Annotated in this window: 16 protein-coding genes; 9 read left to right on the top strand and 7 right to left on the bottom strand. The window is 63.5% G+C overall.

The features are described 5' to 3' along the window. Positions 1-170 precede the first annotated feature (170 nt). Positions 171-1430 (top strand): isochorismate synthase, encoded by a 1260-nt coding sequence (locus AOP79_RS02530; protein WP_062070108.1) that lies wholly within the window; start codon positions 171-173, stop codon positions 1428-1430. Between the two features lie 56 nt (positions 1431-1486). On the opposite strand, the gene AOP79_RS02535 is transcribed toward AOP79_RS02530, so the two are convergent. Beyond that, positions 1487-1918, bottom strand: coding sequence for a magnetosome magnetite crystal formation protein family (locus tag AOP79_RS02535; protein ID WP_062070110.1), 432 nt, complete (start codon positions 1916-1918; stop codon positions 1487-1489). A 159-nt stretch (positions 1919-2077) separates the two neighbouring features. Between AOP79_RS02535 and AOP79_RS02540 the strand changes: the two genes are divergently transcribed. From AOP79_RS02540 to AOP79_RS02550, 3 genes are all read left to right on the top strand, one after another. Then, positions 2078-2737 carry a class I SAM-dependent methyltransferase gene (locus tag AOP79_RS02540; RefSeq protein WP_152647965.1) on the top strand — a complete coding sequence of 220 codons (660 nt, stop codon included), beginning with the start codon at positions 2078-2080 and terminating at the stop codon, positions 2735-2737. Positions 2738-2818: 81 nt separating this feature from the next. Continuing rightward, on the top strand, positions 2819-3796 hold the full coding sequence (locus AOP79_RS02545) for a zinc-binding dehydrogenase (protein WP_062070114.1): 978 nt from the start codon (positions 2819-2821) through the stop codon (positions 3794-3796). Positions 3797-3908: 112 nt separating this feature from the next. Beyond that, positions 3909-4334: an HNH endonuclease gene (locus tag AOP79_RS02550; protein ID WP_062070116.1), complete on the top strand. Its 426-nt coding sequence runs from the start codon at positions 3909-3911 to the stop codon at positions 4332-4334. Here the strand turns inward: AOP79_RS02550 and menD are convergent. Both menD and AOP79_RS02560 read right to left on the bottom strand, forming a co-directional pair. After that, positions 4327-5991, bottom strand: a complete 1665-nt coding sequence (gene menD, locus AOP79_RS02555; protein ID WP_062070118.1) for a 2-succinyl-5-enolpyruvyl-6-hydroxy-3-cyclohexene-1-carboxylic-acid synthase — start codon at positions 5989-5991, stop codon at positions 4327-4329. The genes AOP79_RS02550 and menD overlap by 8 nt on opposite strands. After that, positions 5988-6878, bottom strand: a complete 891-nt coding sequence (locus AOP79_RS02560) for an o-succinylbenzoate synthase (RefSeq protein WP_062070120.1) — start codon at positions 6876-6878, stop codon at positions 5988-5990. Before AOP79_RS02560 ends, menD begins: the two co-directional genes overlap by 4 nt. A 210-nt stretch (positions 6879-7088) precedes the next feature. Between AOP79_RS02560 and AOP79_RS02565 the strand changes: the two genes are divergently transcribed. Further along, a complete protein-coding gene (locus tag AOP79_RS02565) occupies positions 7089-8018 on the top strand; it encodes a 1,4-dihydroxy-2-naphthoyl-CoA synthase (RefSeq protein ID WP_062070122.1) in 930 nt (309 codons plus the stop codon). A 27-nt stretch (positions 8019-8045) separates the two neighbouring features. Here the strand turns inward: AOP79_RS02565 and AOP79_RS02570 are convergent, their stop codons facing one another. Beyond that, the gene (locus AOP79_RS02570; RefSeq protein ID WP_062070124.1) at positions 8046-9122 is read right to left on the bottom strand and encodes a DUF3048 domain-containing protein; all 1077 of its coding nucleotides are present in this window, start codon (positions 9120-9122) and stop codon (positions 8046-8048) included. A gap of 35 nt (positions 9123-9157) precedes the next feature. Here AOP79_RS02570 and AOP79_RS02575 point away from each other — a divergent pair, with 35 nt between their 5' ends. Continuing rightward, positions 9158-10177 carry an AMP-binding enzyme gene (locus AOP79_RS02575; protein ID WP_062070126.1) on the top strand — a complete coding sequence of 340 codons (1020 nt, stop codon included), beginning with the start codon at positions 9158-9160 and terminating at the stop codon, positions 10175-10177. A gap of 2 nt (positions 10178-10179) precedes the next feature. Then, positions 10180-11049, top strand: coding sequence for a 1,4-dihydroxy-2-naphthoate polyprenyltransferase (locus AOP79_RS02580; protein ID WP_062070128.1), 870 nt, complete (start codon positions 10180-10182; stop codon positions 11047-11049). Between the two features lie 10 nt (positions 11050-11059). Here AOP79_RS02580 and AOP79_RS11765 read toward each other — a convergent pair whose 3' ends face one another. Continuing rightward, complete coding sequence (locus AOP79_RS11765; protein WP_062070130.1) at positions 11060-11317, bottom strand: DUF4229 domain-containing protein; 258 nt, start codon at positions 11315-11317, stop codon at positions 11060-11062. Positions 11318-11915: 598 nt separating this feature from the next. Between AOP79_RS11765 and AOP79_RS02590 the strand changes: the two genes are divergently transcribed. Together AOP79_RS02590 and AOP79_RS02595 are read left to right on the top strand one after the other, a co-directional pair. Next, a complete protein-coding gene (locus AOP79_RS02590; RefSeq protein ID WP_161794211.1) occupies positions 11916-16004 on the top strand; it encodes a family 78 glycoside hydrolase catalytic domain in 4089 nt (1362 codons plus the stop codon). A 204-nt stretch (positions 16005-16208) separates the two neighbouring features. Next, positions 16209-16487 carry a PLDc N-terminal domain-containing protein gene (locus AOP79_RS02595; protein ID WP_062070134.1) on the top strand — a complete coding sequence of 93 codons (279 nt, stop codon included), beginning with the start codon at positions 16209-16211 and terminating at the stop codon, positions 16485-16487. 68 nt (positions 16488-16555) lie between these two features. Here the strand turns inward: AOP79_RS02595 and AOP79_RS02600 are convergent, their stop codons facing one another. Then, complete coding sequence (locus tag AOP79_RS02600) at positions 16556-17281, bottom strand: sugar isomerase domain-containing protein (RefSeq protein ID WP_062070135.1); 726 nt, start codon at positions 17279-17281, stop codon at positions 16556-16558. Positions 17282-17466: 185 nt separating this feature from the next. Then, positions 17467-18579 carry a glycosyltransferase family 4 protein gene (locus AOP79_RS02605; protein WP_062070137.1) on the bottom strand — a complete coding sequence of 371 codons (1113 nt, stop codon included), beginning with the start codon at positions 18577-18579 and terminating at the stop codon, positions 17467-17469. Position 18580: the final 1 nt, after the last annotated feature.

Genomic DNA, 18580 nt, shown 5'->3' on the forward strand with positions numbered 1-18580 from the left:
AGGGACCGCGAACGCCATCACGCATCTCAGCGGAACCTACCCTACTGAGCGCGAAGGCACGTAGCACCTCCGCACCCTTCGACTTCAGCCACGATGCGTATGGGAACACCAATTGACTCGTCGATGCCGGGTCGACCATCCCTGCCGCCAGGTCGGCGTAGGGTAAACGGGTGAGTGTTCAGTCCGCCACGCCCGGCCCCCTAACGGTGCGCACTGTCGAAATCGATCGACCCGACGATCTCCTCGGCCTACTGCCGCCTGGCGGAATGTCATGGGTGCGTCGCGGCGAAGGGTTTGTGGCCTGGGGTGAAGCTGCGCGGATCGACACGTCTGGCGCGCATCGCATTGACGAGGCCGACGCATGGTGGAGGTCCGTCAGCCGTCACGCTGTCATTCGCGACGATGTGCACGTCCCGGGCACCGGGCTCATCGCGCTGGGCTCGTTTGCTTTCGCGGACAGTTCCGCGGCGGGCGGCTCACTCATTGTCCCCCGCTACGTGGTGGGTGTTCAGGGGGACGATGCCTGGCTCACGGTGGTGAGCGAGGACGGCTTGGGCGAAGTCCCAGACCTCACCCAAGCATCGGCTGGGCGCACGGAACCCGAGCCGATGCCCACAGTCACCATTGACACGGGCGACAAGGAAGCCTGGTCCACGGCCGTCACGGCCGCAGTGCAGCGCATCGACGCCGGAGTCCTCGACAAGGTTGTACTTGCGCGCGCCGTTGAAGCGAAAGCCGATGCGCCCATCGACGTCCGTCCTTTGCTTACCCGCCTCGCGGCGGACTACGAACGGTGCTGGACATTCCACGTCGACGGTCTGGTGGGTGCAACGCCGGAGCTGTTGGCCCGCGTCGATCACGGCCTCGTCACATCACGAGTCCTCGCCGGAACCATCCGGCCCACAGGGGACGAAACCGCAGACCTGGCCCACGCCGCCGCCCTAGCGCGTTCCTCCAAAGACCTCGAAGAACACGAATACGCCGTGCAGTCCGTCACCCGCGTACTCACCACGCACTGCGGCTCCGTCAACGTGCCCGAAGCGCCGTCCGTCCTCCACCTGCCCAACGTGATGCACCTCGCAACCGACGTGACAGGCGTTCTCAGCCACAACGCTTCGTCACTTGAACTGATCCGCGAACTGCACCCCTCCGCAGCCGTGTGCGGCACACCCACCCTGACAGCGGCGGGTGTCATCGACGAACTCGAAGGACTCGACCGCGGACGCTACGCCGGGCCGGTGGGGTGGATCAACTCTGCTGGAGACGGCGAATGGTGCATCGGTTTGCGCTCCGCAGAAATCTCCCAAAATGACCCCAGCCGACTGCGCCTCTTTGCTGGCTGCGGCATCGTCTCGGCTTCCGAACCTGAGTCCGAGTGGGCAGAGTCTGAAGCAAAGCTAGAGCCGATGCATCGGGCGCTCGGACTGTAGCTGCGCCGTCCACGAGCGCTGCGCCACCCACGAACGCTGCGCCGTAGCAAGTCCTACTAGTCCTTGGGCGCGCGAAGGTACGGGATGGCGATCCGGGGGTTGAACACTTTCCCTTTGCCCGCCGTCAGGGTCCCTCCGACGACCACAATCAGGTGGGCCAGGGCGAGCAGGAAGTACACCACGACGATGATGCCCAGGGGGAAAAACCCTCGCTCTGCGTCATCGGGATACACCGCAACGGCGATGAAGCCGTAGATGACGCACACGACGGCGACGGTGAGAATAGTCAGGCCCCAGTTCGCGGCATGACGGGCGTTATCAACACACACCTGAGACACCTTGCGACGTGCACTTGGGTACGCCGCGATCATCGCGATTGCACCGATCAGCAGCCCCGCATAGGGGATGGGGATGCTGGCGAGGAAGCCGAGCGCCCACGCATAGCGGCCGGTCGCCGGAGCGGGAGGCTGGTCAGGAGTACGAGCCATGTGATGGGTCTCCCTCAGAGTCGTCTAGTCACCGGTGTCCACAGGTGCCACGCCCGAGGGTACAAGAACGCGCCACTCCCCTATGCAGACCGGCCCGTGCCGGGGCACAATCAGAAACGTCACTCCATGACGCCATAGGACCACGGAAGGGGACGCACCGTGCCACACCATCACTCTCATCCTGAAGAGCAGCCCACACCTCCGATGCCGGACTTCTCGCGGGAAAGCTGGGAGAGCCGCTACAAGTCACGGGAGTCTGTCTGGAGCGGCAAACCCAACGCGGTATTGGTGGAAGAGGTGGAAACCATCGAACCGGCTCACGCTCTGGACGTGGGATGCGGGGAGGGGGCCGATGCCGTGTGGCTGGCCACGAACGGGTGGCAGGTGACCGCAGTGGATCTTTCCGCAACCGCTATTGAGCGCGCGACGGCGCACGCTCATCGTGCGGGAGTGGACGGCCACATCGTCTTTACCGATGCTGAACTTGGCGAAGTGATAGCCAACGATGGGCCATGGAATCTGGTGTCCAGCCAGTACACGCACCCTGGGGAGGGCGGCCGATGGCTCGTGTCCACTCTTGCGGAGGCCGTCGCTCCTGGCGGCATGTTGCTGGTCGTCGGACACCACCCCACCGACCCTCACGCCGCTGAACACCCGGACCTGAAGGACGCCGCATTCGCCGCCGAGGACGTGGCCGACGTATTGAGCCGAGATGCCTGGGAGGTGTCGGCCACACTTCGCGAACGCACGAGTTATGAGGCTGATGGCCGCGAGCGCCTGTGGCGTGACTCAGTGCTGATTGCCCGGCGTCACGGCTGACGCTCACGCGGTGCTCGCGCTGCCGTCAACCCCGTCCTAAAGTCCCGGGTCCGCACTGACTGCCATTGCTAGGTTCCCGGTATGACAGCAACTGGCGGTCTCCCAGAGACGACGTGGGCGTACCGCCTCACGGCTCCGTTCACGTTTGAACGCGTCGACGTTCCGGTGCCTCGTTTGCATGCGCCGGGCGACATCCTGGTGGAGTTGACGGCCGGGGCCGTATGCGGTTCTGACTTGCCGTTTGCGCGTGGGGCGTTGGAGCCTGCTGCCGGTTTCGGGCAGCCAGGACGGCCGATGCATGAGGTCGTGGGCTTGGTACGCGCCAGCGCACACACGGACTTTGCGCCTGGTGACCGGGTAGTGGGGTGGGCCTCTCAGTGGGATGCACTCCGTGGATACTTCGTGACAGCCGGCAACCAGGTGGCGAAAGTGCGAATGGACACTACGGATGCGTTGGCAACCGTGGCTCAGTCCGTCGCATGCCTCATGACTGTTTTCGATCGCTTGGGACCGCTGGAGGGACGCTCGGTGGGGATTGTGGGCGTGGGTCCGTTTGGCCTCATGACCTCTGTTCTGGCACGCGAGCTTGGGGCTGGGCGCATCACGGGAGTTGACCCCTTGGACAGGACGGCGGACGCTGAGGGTCTGCCGTTCGATGCGCTCGTGCGCAAGAACTCGCGCATCTGGGCTCAGAGCATCGCGGAACACGAACGGCCAGACATCGTCATCGAGATGGTGGGGCATCAGCCGTCGACGGTGGCCGACGCCATGAATGCGGTAGCGCAAGGTGGCACCGTCGTCGCGTTCGGCGTGCCGGACGACGACTGGTACGCGCTGCCAATCCGCAGCTTCTTCCGCAGAAACGGCACCCTGGTCACAGGTGTCACGCGTGACCATCGCGCGATGTTGGAACGCGCCCAGGACTATCTGATTGACCATCCAGATTTCGCGGCGCGGATGGTGACCGACGTGATCCCCGTCGAGCAGGTCGGAATGGCGTTTGAAGCGGCCTGCCACCCCAAGCCCGGCCAACGCAAGATCGTTCTCGACGTCACCTGACCCTCGGCCGGGTCCCGCCGAGTCCCAGCCAAGTCACGCCGGGCCACGGCACGGCGCAGGGCGTCGAGCCGATGCTGGACGTAGCATCGGCGTTGTGGCCAGTCGTCGAAAAATGTCCTCCGCGAAACAGTCGGCGGCCACGCGCGCCCGCTATGCCAAGCGTCGCCAACGCAGGCTCGCCAAAGTCGACAATGACCTCGATGCCACACAGTGGCGGACGCTTGTGGAGGCATGGGAAGGCTGCGCGTACTGCGGCGCACAAGGAGTGCCGCTCCAGAAGGACTGCGTGCAACCCATCTCGCGGGGTGGCCGCTACACCCAAGACAACGTGGTTCCCGCCTGCGCATCGTGCAACGCCAGCAAACACAACAGCGAAGTGACCGGCTGGCTGAGGCGCAAAAAGCTCGACGAACGCGCATTCTTGCTGAAGCACGCCACCATCCTGCATGCCCTACGCCCCACGGAACCGGCCGCGACTGCCGCCGACGACACAGCGCCAGCGCCACCCCCACGCGACGCATCTGCGCCCGCTAGGTGAGCCGCGCCTCCACAACTTCCATACCCACCAAAGGCTGAGCAAGCGCCTTCGCCAAAGCATCGGCGTTCTTCACCGCCGTGTGCGTCACGCCGTAGCCCGCGCACAAACTCGCCAGGTCGGCTCCGTGAGGCGTGGTGAACACCCGCTCCACGTTGTCCCGCGGCGCAGACGCATGCTCAAGGCCACCAAAGATGGTGCCACCGCCGTCGTTCACCACCACGATCCGCACGCGCGGACGGCGCTCGCGCGGTCCCACGAGCAAGCCCCCCACGTCATGCAGGAACGTCACATCACCCATCAGCGCATGGGTGGGCCGCCCCGTTGCGAGCGCTACCCCCACCGCCGTCGCCACCGTGCCATCAATCCCAGCGAGGCCTCGGTTCGCGAGCAACACCGGAGCAGACCCAACCTCCCAGACAGGGCCGATGCGGTCCACGGCACGGATGGAACCGGAGGACCCGAGCACGGCGACATCGCCCGGCGCCAACGCATCCAGGAACTTCCGGGCTACTGCGCGACGACCCCAAGGCCGCTCCTCCGTCTCCACGGCATCGGCCGCCTGACGCCATTCACGAAGCCAGGTCGAGTCACCCAGCTCCATACGGCCGTCGTCCCTGCTAGTCCAACTGTCAGGCACAGCGTGAAGGACACGATCAGCGTGGCGTGGCGCTTCCCGCCAGCGCGCACCGTGGGCCGCAACCATGAGTGCGGGCGCGCGTGCAATCAGCGCCTGAATGGGGCGAGACAACGTGGGGCGGCCAATGACCACCACCTGATGAATCCGGTCGGCGAGGTCTTTGCCGGCAGGGCTTGCCAGCAGGTCGAGGTATGCGCCGATGCCCGCATCGCCGGCTCGAGCGCCGGAGGTGGGCTCGGCGAGCAACGGCCAGCCGTGCGCTTCCGCCACCTGGCGCGCTACGTCACCCGCACCATCGCCGGCAATGACGATGCCGCGTTCCACCTCGGGAAGAGGCTCAGCACGCTCCACCACCGGTATCCCATGGGAGGCCGTTGAGGGATGCACGTCCACATGAGGCGGGTCATTCCACACACCGTTATCCGCCCCAAGAGGGTCACGGAACTCCAAATCCAAATGGACGGCGCCCGGCGTTCCCGTCACGTCATCGCGCGCCGGACCACCCATCGCCACTGCCACAGCCTCCGCCGCCAAGCGCGCAGCCCGGCCCGGCTCATCACCCTCCGCAGGCGCAGCAGTAGTAGCGCTCCGACGCACAAAGGTGCCAAAAATCCCCGCCTGGTCAGTGGTCTGGTTGGCCCCCACACCCCGGAGCTCCCCAGGACGGTCCGCAGTCAACAAAATCAGCGGGATGCCAGCGTGATGCGCCTCCATCACAGCAGGCAACAAGTTCCCCACCGCCGTGCCCGACGTCGTGACGATGGCCACCGGACTCGGATGGCCCGCAGCCGCACGGCCCCGCGCCAAACCGAGCGCCAGGAACGCAGCACTGCGCTCATCAATCCGCACATGCAAGTCCACCCGAGGAGCACCGAGCGGCGGATTATCCGCACCAGCCTCCGCAAGCGCGTGCGCCAACGGGCCCGAACGTGACCCCGGGCACAACACAAAATCCCGGACACCACGGGCCGCCAACGACGCCACCAGTTCCCGTGCAAACACGGCCGAAGGGTTTTTCACACGATCACCTTAAGTTCACCAGCAGCGATTCGGCCGCTTTCCGGCAGCCACGTCTGCGCCACCGTGTCAGTTCGCAACAACGCCCCCGTCCCGAGACCACACGCCAACGGCTCTTGGGGGAGGGAGCGCGCCAATGCCACCCCTGCTGCGAGCCCCACCGAGGACTCCATGGCGCTCGACACCACTATTGGGCGGTCCCCGATCTGGTCAACGATCTCCAGCGCCCTCCGCACGCCCCCCAAAGGCTGGGCCTTCACGATGAACACGTCCGCAGCATCGGCCGCCACCACTGCGTCCGCGTTGCCCGGGAGCCTGATGGACTCGTCGGCCGCAACCGGTACGTCCACCCTGCGGCGAAGCGCGGCGAGGTCAGCGACACTTTCCACGGGCTGCTCCACATACTGCAGGCCCTCTCCCCCAGCACTGCGCGCGGCACGGTCCAGGTGCGGCAAGCATCGGACTGCTTCCTCGAGATCCCACCCACCGTTGACATCGACGCGGATCCGGCCGGCGCGGCCCAACGCATCCGCGACGGCCTCTACGCGTGCAATGTCCGCGGCCAGGTCAGAGCCGCCGCCGACCTTCACTTTGGCGGTAGTGCAGCCACCGCGCGTCGCAAAGTCGCGTGCCGCATCGGGGCCAACGAGAGGGACGATGCTGTTGACCGCCACGCTGTCACGTCGCGGTGCGGGCCACTCGCCGCGCGCAGCTTCCATGGCTGAACGCCACCAACGCCCAGCACGCTCGGCGTCGTAGTCAGGAAACGGGCTGTATTCACCCCACGAGTCAAGGCCCTCTGGGCTGCGGGTGTGGAGCAGGACGCCTGTGCGGACTGTCGTGGCGCGGAAACGCGTCGAGAGTTCAACGGTGAAGGGCCGGAACTCCATGCCACCAGCGTAGGCCCTTACCCTCGGGGGACGCGGCCCTTGGTCCGTTCCCCAACGCTACGAACCGCCCCTCTCCCCCGCACCCCAACGCTACGAACCGGTGGAGCGGCCGCCACGCCGGAGCATCGGCCCTATCGCGGTGAGCCAAGCGGCGTGTCGGCCCCACCTTTGGTTCAAAGTGAAAGAGAGTGCGCGGGCTAGGCTGAATCCATGAGCATCCCCGCGCCGGTTTCCGACACCTTTGACGCCCAACAGTGGCGCTCCATCGAGGGCTTCCCCGACGGCGACATCACCTATCACCGCTGGGTAGACCGCACCGACGGCACCGAACGAGACCTGCCCGCAGTGCGCATCGCCTTCAACCGCCCCGAGGTGCGCAACGCCTTCCGCCCCCAGACAGTCGACGAGCTCTACCGCGCACTCGACCACGCACGCATGACCACCGACGTTGCCGCCGTCATCCTCACCGGCAACGGCCCGGCCCCCAAGGACGGCGTATGGGCCTTCTGCTCGGGAGGCGATCAGCGCATCCGTGGCCGCGACGGATACCTCTACGAAGGCTCCGCAAGCGACGCCCCCGCACACGGCGGACGGCTCCACATCCTCGAAGTCCAACGCCTCATGCGCACCATGCCCAAGGTCACCATCGCCGCCGTCAACGGCTGGGCTGCAGGCGGCGGGCACAGTCTCAACGTGGTCGCAGACCTCTCCATCGCATCGCTCGAACACGCACGATTCAAACAAACCGATGCGAACGTCGGCTCCTTCGACGCCGGCTACGGGTCAGCACTCCTGGCGCGACAGATCGGAGACAAGCGCGCACGCGAGATCTTCTTCCTCGCCCGCGAATACTCCGCCACCGACGCCGAAAGGTGGGGCGTCGTCAATGAAGCCGTACCCCACGCAGACCTGGAAGCGACCGCACTGGAATACGCCAAGACCATCGCCACCAAGTCACCACAAGCCATTCGCATGCTGAAGTACGCCTTCAACCTTGCCGACGACGGCCTCGCAGGGCAGCAAGTGTTTGCAGGCGAAGCGACCCGCATGGCGTACATGACAGACGAGGCCCAAGAAGGCCGCGACGCGTTCCTTGAACGACGTGACCCCGACTGGCGCGAATTTCCGTACGCGTTCTAACCAGCCACGGAGAAGCCCGCTGGGCTCCTAGGAGATCGACACCGAGGGGTTGTCCGCGACACCCGACTGCGGCACCAACTCCACCCACGTCTTGCCGGGCTTGAGTTCCACCACATCACCCTCGGCATTTGTCAGAACATATGGGTCGTACTGGCCAGCCTTGGACCAGGTGATCTCGACATACGAGTCACCGGCAACGACATAGCCGGGGCCCTCGCGGCCAGCGACCAGCGTCTCTGGAACGGATGTGCCGCTCGACGCCGAGGTGTACTGCACGTCCACACGCAAGACCACGACGTTGTCCGTCCACAGTTGCGTGCCGTCATCCTGGGTGTGTGGCGTCCCGCCCTCATAGCGCTGCCACACTTCGCCGTCCCAGTCCCACGACGGGTTGGAATGCCCGGACATGTGGATGTCAACCGAGCTAGCCGTCGTGCCATCAGTGACCACGTTGGAGTCCTCGAACGGGTACGCATACGCAAACTGTTGCGGCGGCGTGTCAGCGCTGGTCTGACTCAAAAACGTCTCAGGTGAGCCGTACAAGTTGTGGGGCGCGTAACGCGACGACACTCGATAGAAGCCGGCATCACCACGGTCATCAACAATGATCTCTTGACCCGAATTGATGGTGTCGTTGATGAAACGGCCCTGCGCGCCAGAGAAAATCAGCGGCCCCTCAAAGGAACCCATGATGTTCTTGTCCATGGGACGCATCGAACGGATTGGCCCCACTTCCTCCGGGATGTCCGACTGGTAGATCGCCACCAAACGGGAAATGCCGGACTCTACGTACTCCTCGAACACCACATCGGCATTCACCAGGTTCTGCTGCGGCCGCGCCTGCGCAGAGTTCTCAATCTTGATGGACAGTGCCGGATTCGCCAGCAGCGTCGCATCGGCATCCTCTGCATCGGCGCCGGTCAGTGGCCAAATCACCTCGGGTTGCGGATCCTCCGGAGGCGATGGAACCGCTCCACGCTCCACAGCATTCGCGGATGCAGATGCGGTGACCGCTGCCCCGCCTTCCACGTTCGAGGTGCAACCCGCCAGCAACATTGCCGTGGCAGCCAGGGCCGCAAACGGAACTCCGCGTCCAGTCTTCATAGCCGCAAGTGTAGGCGCGCTCTAGGCTGAGAGGCATGACCTACGTGCGGCTTGTCGACGATGCGCAAGGAGCCGTCGCATCCACACTCTCTGGCGCAGCGGCCGGGTTGATCGCTCGCACCTCCGGTTCCACAGGCGAACCACGAGAGGTGCTGTTGAGCGCGGAAGCCGTCCGAGCATCGGCCCTCGCGACCCTCGAACGGCTCGGTGGACCCGGGAACTGGCTTGTGGCCCTCCCCACCGACCGCATCGCGGGCGCCATGGTGCTGGCCCGCGCCCGCATCGGCCAGGCAGCAGCCCTCGCCATGCCCGAGGGGCCCTTCACCGCGCAAGCCTTCTCCCACGCCGCGGCGGCGATGCCCGCCGGACGCCGCTACATCTCACTCGTGCCCACCCAGGTCAGGCGCATCCTCGCTGACCCGGAAGCAGCCGATGCCCTGGCAAGCTTTGACACCGTCCTGGTAGGTGGCGCTCCCCCCGGAATGGTGCTGCCAGCCAACGCCATCGAAACCTACGGCATGACAGAAACATGTGGTGGCTGTGTCTACGACGGAGTACCGCTTCCTGGAGTGAGCGTTCGGCTGCACGACGACGACCGGATCTGCCTCACAGGGCCGATGCTCGCTGACGGATACCTGGACGGCGAGAACTCCGCATTCGTCACCACACAAGGAAAACGCTGGTTCGTCACCAACGACATCGGCGACTGGGCTGACACGCTCACTGTGCACGGACGAGCCGACGACATCATCATCACTGGCGGCCACAACGTCCACCCCGCGCAAGTCGAGGACGCCCTCTATCAAGTACCCGGCATTCGCGAAGCCGTCGTTGTGGGTGTGCCAGACCACGAGTGGGGCGAGCGGATCACTGCCGTCATCACATGCGCAGATCCCGCCCCCACCACAGCCCATCTGCGCGAGACCCTCGACCTTCCCCGCTATGCCCTCCCGCGCCAGATCGTGCCCGTGCGGTCATTGCCCCTCACCGAGGCTGGCAAAATCGATCGCAACGCCGTGCGCCGAATAGCAGCGGCCGCCGAAAACGAGGAGTAGGAATGACAAGCACGTCCGACTGGGTGGCTGGAGCACGCCCCCGGACCCTGTGGACCTCCATCTCCGCCGTTGCTGTTGGTAGTGGAGCGGCGGCCGCCGTCGATTCCTTCGAGCTCATTCCAGCGGTGCTCGCGTTCGGTGTCGCAGTCGCCCTACAGATTGCCTCCAACTATGGCAACGACTACTCCGACGGAGTTCGAGGAACCGACGTCGACCGCGTCGGACCAGACCGCCTCGTCGCTACCGGCCGCGCTGCGCCGTCGGCCGTGAAGCGCGCCGCGTACCTGTCCTTTGGCGTGGCCGCAATCCTCGGACTCGCACTCGTGGCACTCACCGAGACCTGGTGGCTCATCATCATCGGCGCCATCGCCATCGTCGCCGCCTGGACCTACACCGGAACCGCACGCCCCTACGGTTACACCGGCTGGGGTGAGGTCAGCGTCTTCATCTTCTTTGGGCCGGTGGCAGTGCTCGGCACCCTTTACACGCAGGCAGGGGCCATCACGTGGTGGGCCACCGTTGCATCGTGCGGAGTCGGGCTCTACGCCGTTGCGCTACTGCTGGTGAACAACATTCGAGACGTCGAAACCGACGCCGCCGCTGGCAAGCAGACCATCGCAGTCAAGCTCGGCGAAAAGCGTGCTCGACGCCTCTTCATGGCCGCCGTGACACTGCCCGTGGTGTGCGCAATCGTCGTGTCCTTTGCCCACCCGTGGGTCCTGATCTCCACCGTGGTCGCGCTACCCAGCCTGCTCTTGGCAGGGGGCATGGCAGTAGGAGCCGAGAAAGTCTCCATGGCGGTGCTGTTCAAGGGTATTTCCGGAGTGGGCCTCGTGTACGGCCTACTGATGGCGGTAGGACTCGCGCTGTAGCAACCCCGCGCTACGGCTTGGAGTCACCGAGTTCCGCGTCCTCTTCCGAGTCCAACTCGCGCAAGCCCTTCTGCGAACGGTCGATGACGCCTTCCATCTGGAGGCTAGCCTCGCGACGCAATCCATCGAGTGCCAGGTACGAGATCATCCACGCAATAAAGAACGCAGCAATGACCGCGATGATGTCGAACCAGCCAATGAGATACAGCACGCCCACCACGGCAAAGAAAATCGCCGTACGAGCGCCCCAATAAGCCAGAATCTTCATAGTTACTAGAGTACGCGTCGCGCGGCTGACCCGGATTCGCCCTCCAGAGCTGCTCGCCCTGAGGGGGCTCGCCCCATACTTCTCCGTCCTTTGCGGCCGGCTGAGACGACATAAGTCAGTCCACTGAATCTTTGCTGAGAAGCGGCACCTGCCGGGCAGATTCCCGAACGAACGCCCCCTCATCGCCGCGGATCTGCCGAATGCGCACGCATCAAGTGAAGCCTCGAAAACCTGCGCGTCCGCGCGGGAGCACTCGGCAGCGAACCGGCCGCGCCCACTGTTGGTTCGCCCGGCATTTCTCGTGTGAGTTCCGTGTACCGACGGTTAGCGCGAGGCGCCGCCACCTCAGGGTTCAGTCTTTCCCGGAGCTTCCCACAAAACCGTGAGCCGTCTCGCGCCTCACGACACGACATCTCTTGACAGACATTCTCAAGTCAGCGAGGATGGCTCGCGTAGCACTGAATTGTAACGATTCAATTCCTGAAAGTAGATCCACCACAACTGGCCACAACGCCGTGGCCGATGACTCACAAGGAATGCGATGCAACTGGCAACGACGCCAATACGCCTTAATCCACCACGAACTATTGCCGCAATTGTGGCCTTTCTGCTCCTAGCAACGTCCTGGGCATTGGGGGGTGCCGCTCCCGCAGCGCACGCCGCGCCTGACGCTCAATCATCCCCGTCGGGATTACGCATTAACGGCCTTGAGCAACCCGCAGATTTGAATGACCTTGAGGAGCCCGCGTTCTCATGGTTCGTCAACACTTCAACGCAAACTGCCTACCAAATCCGTGTCTCGAGCACGGCGCAGAACGCCGCCGACGGCGTAGCTGACGTATGGGACTCAGGCAAGATCGCCTCAACGGCACAAACCGACGTGCCATACGGCGGCGAGCCACTCGACACGGCGACCCGCTACTTCTGGACTGTCACCACGTGGGACTCCGCTGACGCCGAATCCGCGCCTTCTGAGACAGCGTGGTTCGGTACTGAACTCGGCAGCGACTGGAATGCGGTTCCGGTTTGGGTCGCACCTCCCGTCGTTGACGACTCGGGACCATGGACCGACTACACCCTTGACACAACCATCACCGTCGAGGATGTTGCGCTCGGCATCTTTGTGCGAGGCGTCGACGACAAGAACGCCTACATGTGGCAGTTCCGTGCTGATACCAATCAGTTGGTACCCCACCTCCTGCAGAACGGCAAGTACACGGCGCTCGCTCCAGTGGCGCTTCCAGAGGGCGCAATCTCTGAGGACGTTCCAGTTGACATCCAGATCAAGGTTGCCGGATCAACCATCATCACCTCAGTTGCGGGCGTACAGGTCGACGAACGCACCGACGCCTCTTTCGCATCAGGCGAGGTCGGATTCCGTACCGGCCGTTCAGAAACGGGCACCGTGAGCGCACTCACCGTGACAGACGCTTCAGGAGAATCGCTGTACTCGTTTGACCCAACTGAAGCAACTCACTTTGACTGTGCAGACATCTCCGAGGGCGCACTCCACGTTGGCACTTCCGCGTCATGCCTGTACGCCTTGCCCGGATCGGGCGCGAGCGCAACCGACTGGGCGTTCATTCGCACTGAGCTGGAGCTGCCAGACAAGGCCATCACCGGTGCGACACTGTTTGCTACCGCAAGTGACTTCCGCGCACACAGTCAGTTTGCGTTCAAAGCCTACGTCAATGGCGCTTTCGTAGGTCTTGGCCCCACCAACCGGATCGGAAACGAAAACCGCTACGACGGCTTCGATGTCACTGAGTTTCTGAACCAAGGCGCAGCAAACGCGATCGCCGTCCAGGCATATGCGGCCGACGACTCACTCCAGAAATTCATCGGAGAGCTCGTGGTGACCTACGCCGACGGCACCACGCAGTCGTTCGGCACTGACGAGACCTGGAAGGCAAGCTCGGGCGCGCTGGCACTTCCCGACGCCGGCTCGTTGAGTTCATCCTGGTACACCGCCCCGAAGGAGAATCTCGACCTGCGAGAGTTCCCGACCGGGTACACGAGCACCGGCTTCGACGACTCCGAGTGGTCACCAGCAATCGTCAAGGACAATTTTGCTGACCTGCAGGCGACCCCGATCGCGAAGGTTGAACAGCAGCTGCACGAGCCGGTCGAGATCGTTGACAAGGGTGACGGCAATTACTTCGTCGATTTCGGTCGGACCTGGATTGGAGGTGTCAACTATGACATCTCCGAGGGAGAGGCTGGGGATACCGTCGAGCTCCGCTTTGGAGAGATTACCTCCGCAGAGAACACGGTCAAGTACAAACTCACCACGAACACTACTGAGTACCGAGATGTCGCGACCTTGAGGGATGGCGATCAAACCATCGAGACCTGGGGAATGCGAGTATTCCGGTACCTGGAGATCATCGACGCTCCAGAGCCTGTCACCGCCGATAACCTCCAGGCACTTGCACTGGTGTACCCGTTCGATGACGAGGCATCAGCATTCACTTCGTCTGACGACAACCTCAATCAGGTCTACGACTTCTCCAAGAACACGATTGAGTCAGTCAATGTGAACTTCTACACAGACTCATGGACGCGCGAGCGCATCAACTATGAGGCTGACGGCTATCTCCAACTGATGTCATCGCTCTACCTCATGGAGGATCTCTCTCTTGGGCGGTACTCCATGGACTACTTCTCTAACAACAGAACCTGGCCAACCGAGTGGCCGATCTATGTCGTTCTCGCCGTGCATGACGCCTGGCAACAGACGGGCAATCTAGAACAGGTTGAGGCCGCATACGACACGCTCGTCGACAAACTGCCTACCAAGTGGATCGACCCAGAGACAGGGCTCGTCAGGAAAACCTCGGGCTCCAATGGCTGCGCCAGTCGGACTGACTGTGACATTGTCGACTGGCCAACGAGCCAGCGCGACAATTACGAATTCCGTGAATACAACACGGTCCTCAATGCACTGTCCTACCGGTCACTGATCGACATGGCAGCAATGGCTGAAGCCCTCGGGCTTGACGAGGATGCTGCAACATACACAGCCCAAGCTGAGCGCATGCGCGACTCGATGAATGCGCTGCTGTTCGACGAAGAGAACGGGCGCTACGACGATGGCATGGACGCTTCCCACACGCCGACGGGCCACGCATCATTGCATGCGAGCGCGTTCTCCTTGGCGTTCGGAGTGCCAGAGCAGGACCAAGCTGCACGAGTCGCTGACTATGTGGCCTCAAAGGGCATGGCATGCAGTGTGTACTGTGCCGGGTTCTCCATCTCAGGGCTCTTCGATGGGGGTGCAGCCGATGCCGCCGTCGATCTCCTGACAGACGAAGGCACGTCAAGCTGGATGAACATGATCAATCTGGGCGCGGGATCAACCATGGAAGCATGGGATCCCTCCCAGAAGAACAACCTCACCTACTCGCATCCTTGGGCCGCCTCACCGGCGTTCCATGTGCCTGCGGGCCTCTTTGGAATCGAGCCGATCGAGGCAGGTTATGAAACATTCCAGATCAAGCCGCAACCGGGTGGCGTTGACGAAGCACGCATCACTGTGCCGACTGTCAAGGGACAGGTCGGGGCTGCGTTCAACCATGACGCACAAGGCACCATCCGACTTGCCGCGCAGATTCCCGGCAATACCACGGCAGATCTCCTGATCCCGGTTCCCGAGGGCACCGAGTCAGTCTTCATGAATGGTGTGGAGATCGACGTCGACGTGACCGACGGCTATGCCACGTTGTCGAACGTAGGCGCTGGCTGCCAGGTTGTCGCGGTGAATCACGATGCAACAATCAGCTCTGATGAGTTCCTCTCCGCGCTATGCGAACCTGTGCTAGTCGAGGACGACACCGCGCCAATCGTTAATGGGCTCACCTCGGGCACGATCTATGCTGACTCCGCGTTGCACCTCGCGGTAACAGCTGAAGACGAAGAGAGTGGCATTCGTTCACTCGATGTCACGTTCAACGGCGAGAGTGTCGAGGCCGACGCGACGATCTCACCCGAGCAACTCTCCTCACTGGTTGGCGGAGAGGTGCCGTTAACAGCCAGCGCGACCAATGGCGCCGGGCTCGTGACCGAGGAGTCAACCACGGTGTTCGTATTGCCGTTCGCTGATGATGCCGCCGCGCCACCCTCACGAGCACAACTCTCGAACACCAGTGGCTGGATCTATGGCTTACGGGATGGCAACTTCGACGTGCAGATGAACTTGTGGTGGGGAACGCCCGGCACAGTGTTCAACCTGTACGAGAACGGCGCCCTCATTCACACTCAAGTACTTGAGGAAGGGCCTGGCAACTCTCAAAGTGCCATTGTCGCTCTCGAGGGCAGGCCAAATGGTACCTACGAATACACCGGGGAGCTGGTCAATTCGAAAGGCACGACGGCCACAACCAAGACCACGGTCGAGGTGACCAGTGCTGCTCCCGGGCGTCCATCGGTCAGTCACGACAACTGGGCAAAGGAGCCATCGTTCACCGCCACTGCCAATCTCTGGTGGGGCACGAATGCCACGTCGTACCGCTTTGAACTCGATGGCGAAGTAGTCGCGACAGGCGAACTCACCGCAGCCACTCCCCGAGCACAGCGGGCCTCGGTGGACCTGACGGATGTCCCAGCCGGCGAACATGAGATCGTCGCCGTGTTCGTCAACGCCAACGGCGAAACTGCGTCGCACGCAGTTACGGTTGAGGTGGACTAGGTCAGACACCATAGAGATGCGCTAAGCGGGTGTCGCGGGCTAAGGCCTGTGGCACCCGCTCAGTGCTCTCTGCCTCTCAGCGGAGCGGCATGACCACACCTCTGTGTGTATGACGCGGATTGTCACTTTGTGGCCCGCCGGGCGCCAGGAACGAGTCCAGACACCGCGCTATTACGTTCGCCGGCTGGCGACTAGACTGGTTCGATGCGTTACTTGCTGTTCATCGGCCTCTACATCGCGCTGGCTGCGTATGCGGTCACAGATGTCCTCAACCGCGGACGCCAAGAGTACTTCGGTATGCACCGGACACTCTGGATCGCGATCATCATCCTGGCGCCCTACCTTGGCGCCATCATCTGGATTGGCCTGAACATGCGTGGCGGCGGCAACAACGCCCGGCCACAGCCAAGAGCTCCGGACGATGACCCTGACTATCTGCGATGGCTACGCCAGCAGGAACGGCGCAAGAAGGACGGCCAGTAGCAGCGTTGGCGCCGTGAGGGCATAGGCGCCCGGCCTGCGCGGCTGGTGCTGGTGCTGGTGCTGCGTGCTTAGGCGTTCGCAGCGTCGCCGATCGCCAGCGAGCTCGACACCCACAGTTCTGGCTCCCAACCTCGGGATGCAGCGCGCTCAATCGCCTCAGCCACGACAGCATTGACCAACGCTGCACCTACCACCGTTGACGTGGGCCCCAACCGCGTTCCTGCAGCATCGACGGGCACCGCCGCATCACCCGGCACGCCGTGGTTATCCAGCACAATGTCGGCAACTTCATGCAACTTCGGATGAGGCGTGGGGCGCGCGGCTGGGGACGTGGCGTGGGTCACGGATGTCACGGCGATGGTCGCGAGCCCGCGCTCACGGGCTTCCTGCACTGCCTCCACCGAGACCGCGTTGCCACCCGAATTGGACGCCACTATCAGCACATCTCCATCGCTGACCCCGTGGTCGTCGAGCAGTTGGCCCGCAAGCCCCGAAATGCGCTCCAGTTGGGTCGCAAGGGTGGCTGAGCCGTGGAGCATCAGCGCTTCGAACAACAGCGGCTTCACCTGCTTCAGGCCGCCAGCGCGGTAGTAGATCTCCTCCGCAAGCATGTGGGAATGCCCCGACCCGAAGGCGTGGATGGTTTTACCGGCCACGAGCGCATCAGCCACCACATCGGCAGCAGCCGAGATCGCTGAGGACTCTGCCTGAGCGGCGTCCGCGAGCATCTGTTGGGCGGTGGCGAGGTAGCGCACCCCGGCGCCCTCGGGGGTCAATGGAGCAACATCAGGCATGCGCACCACTGTATCTACCCGGCCCCTCACAACACTACGAACCAAAGGTGGCCCCGACACGCCGCTAGAGCGACTCGGTCAAACGCGCCACGCCGGGCCAGGGACGCACCTTTGGTTCAAACTGTCAGGGGGTGCCGCTGTCGGGGCGGGCGGCGCTGGTTCAAACTGTCCGGGGTGGCGCAGCATCAGGCGGCGTAGAGCTCCAGGATCTGTGCGCCCACAGTCTCAACGTCAAAGCGCATGACGCGTTCAGCCTGCTCAGCGTGAAGCTCCGCACGCAACGCATCGTCCTCGATCAGCCGCGCAAGCGCCGCACTGAATGCCGTCGTGTCCCGCGCATCGACAGACACTTCGGGCCGGTCACCCAACACGGTGAGATAGCCCGGATTCGCGCCACCAAACACGACCCCCGCGCCCGATGCCATCGCCTCGATCAGCACAATGCCAAAGCTCTCACCGCCGGTCGCGGGAAAAGCCGCGATGTCAGCACTCGCGTAGTAGCCGGGCTTGTCCTCCTCGGACACGAACCCATCGAACGTCACAATGTCACGCAGTGCAGACTGAGCGACCGACGTCTGAAGCAACTCGAGCATCGGCCCTTTGCCGCCAATGCGGACCTCAAGCCGATCTCTCAACTCCACCGGCAATGCCGCGAGCGCCGCGATCAACTCTGCGGCACCTTTGCGTTCAACAAGGCGTCCCAGGAACGTGATGCGGAGGCGATCGCTGTCCCGCTCGGCAGGCACGGCATCCGCAAACAACGAGGTGTCGATCGAGCACGGAATCACCTGTGGCGTGATGCCAAAGGAGCGCTGCGCAAACTCGGCGGCTGGCTGTGACACGGCACAGAACTCGTCAAACTTGCGCAGGTTGTTGCGCTGCAGCCAGCCCAGCGCACGCGTGCCATATTCGGACACGGTGCCGTCGGGCAAGATGTGGAACGTGCCGACGATCCGCACCGAGCGCCCCTGGATCGCTCGAGCCTCATCAACCACGCGGGACGCAAACAGCGGCGAATGTGGGATCTGCACATGGATCACGTCAAAGCGCTGCTGGTCCAAGAACACACGCAATGCCGTCCGGGACGTGGGAAGTGGCACGCGCAGATCGTTGCCGTTAAACCGCACGCCGGTGTTGCGTGCGAGCGAATGCACCCGTACATCGGTGCGCGTCGCATCCGAGCACACGTAATGGACCTCATGACCCGCGCGTTCCATGAACGCGCCGAGCGTCAGCACGTACTGCTGAACGCCGTCAGGACGGTCAATCGAATCGTCCAGAACGAACGCAATCTTCATC

The sequence above is a fragment of the Demequina sediminicola genome, from assembly GCF_000975055.1.
GTDB classification, from domain to species: domain Bacteria; phylum Actinomycetota; class Actinomycetes; order Actinomycetales; family Demequinaceae; genus Demequina; species Demequina sediminicola.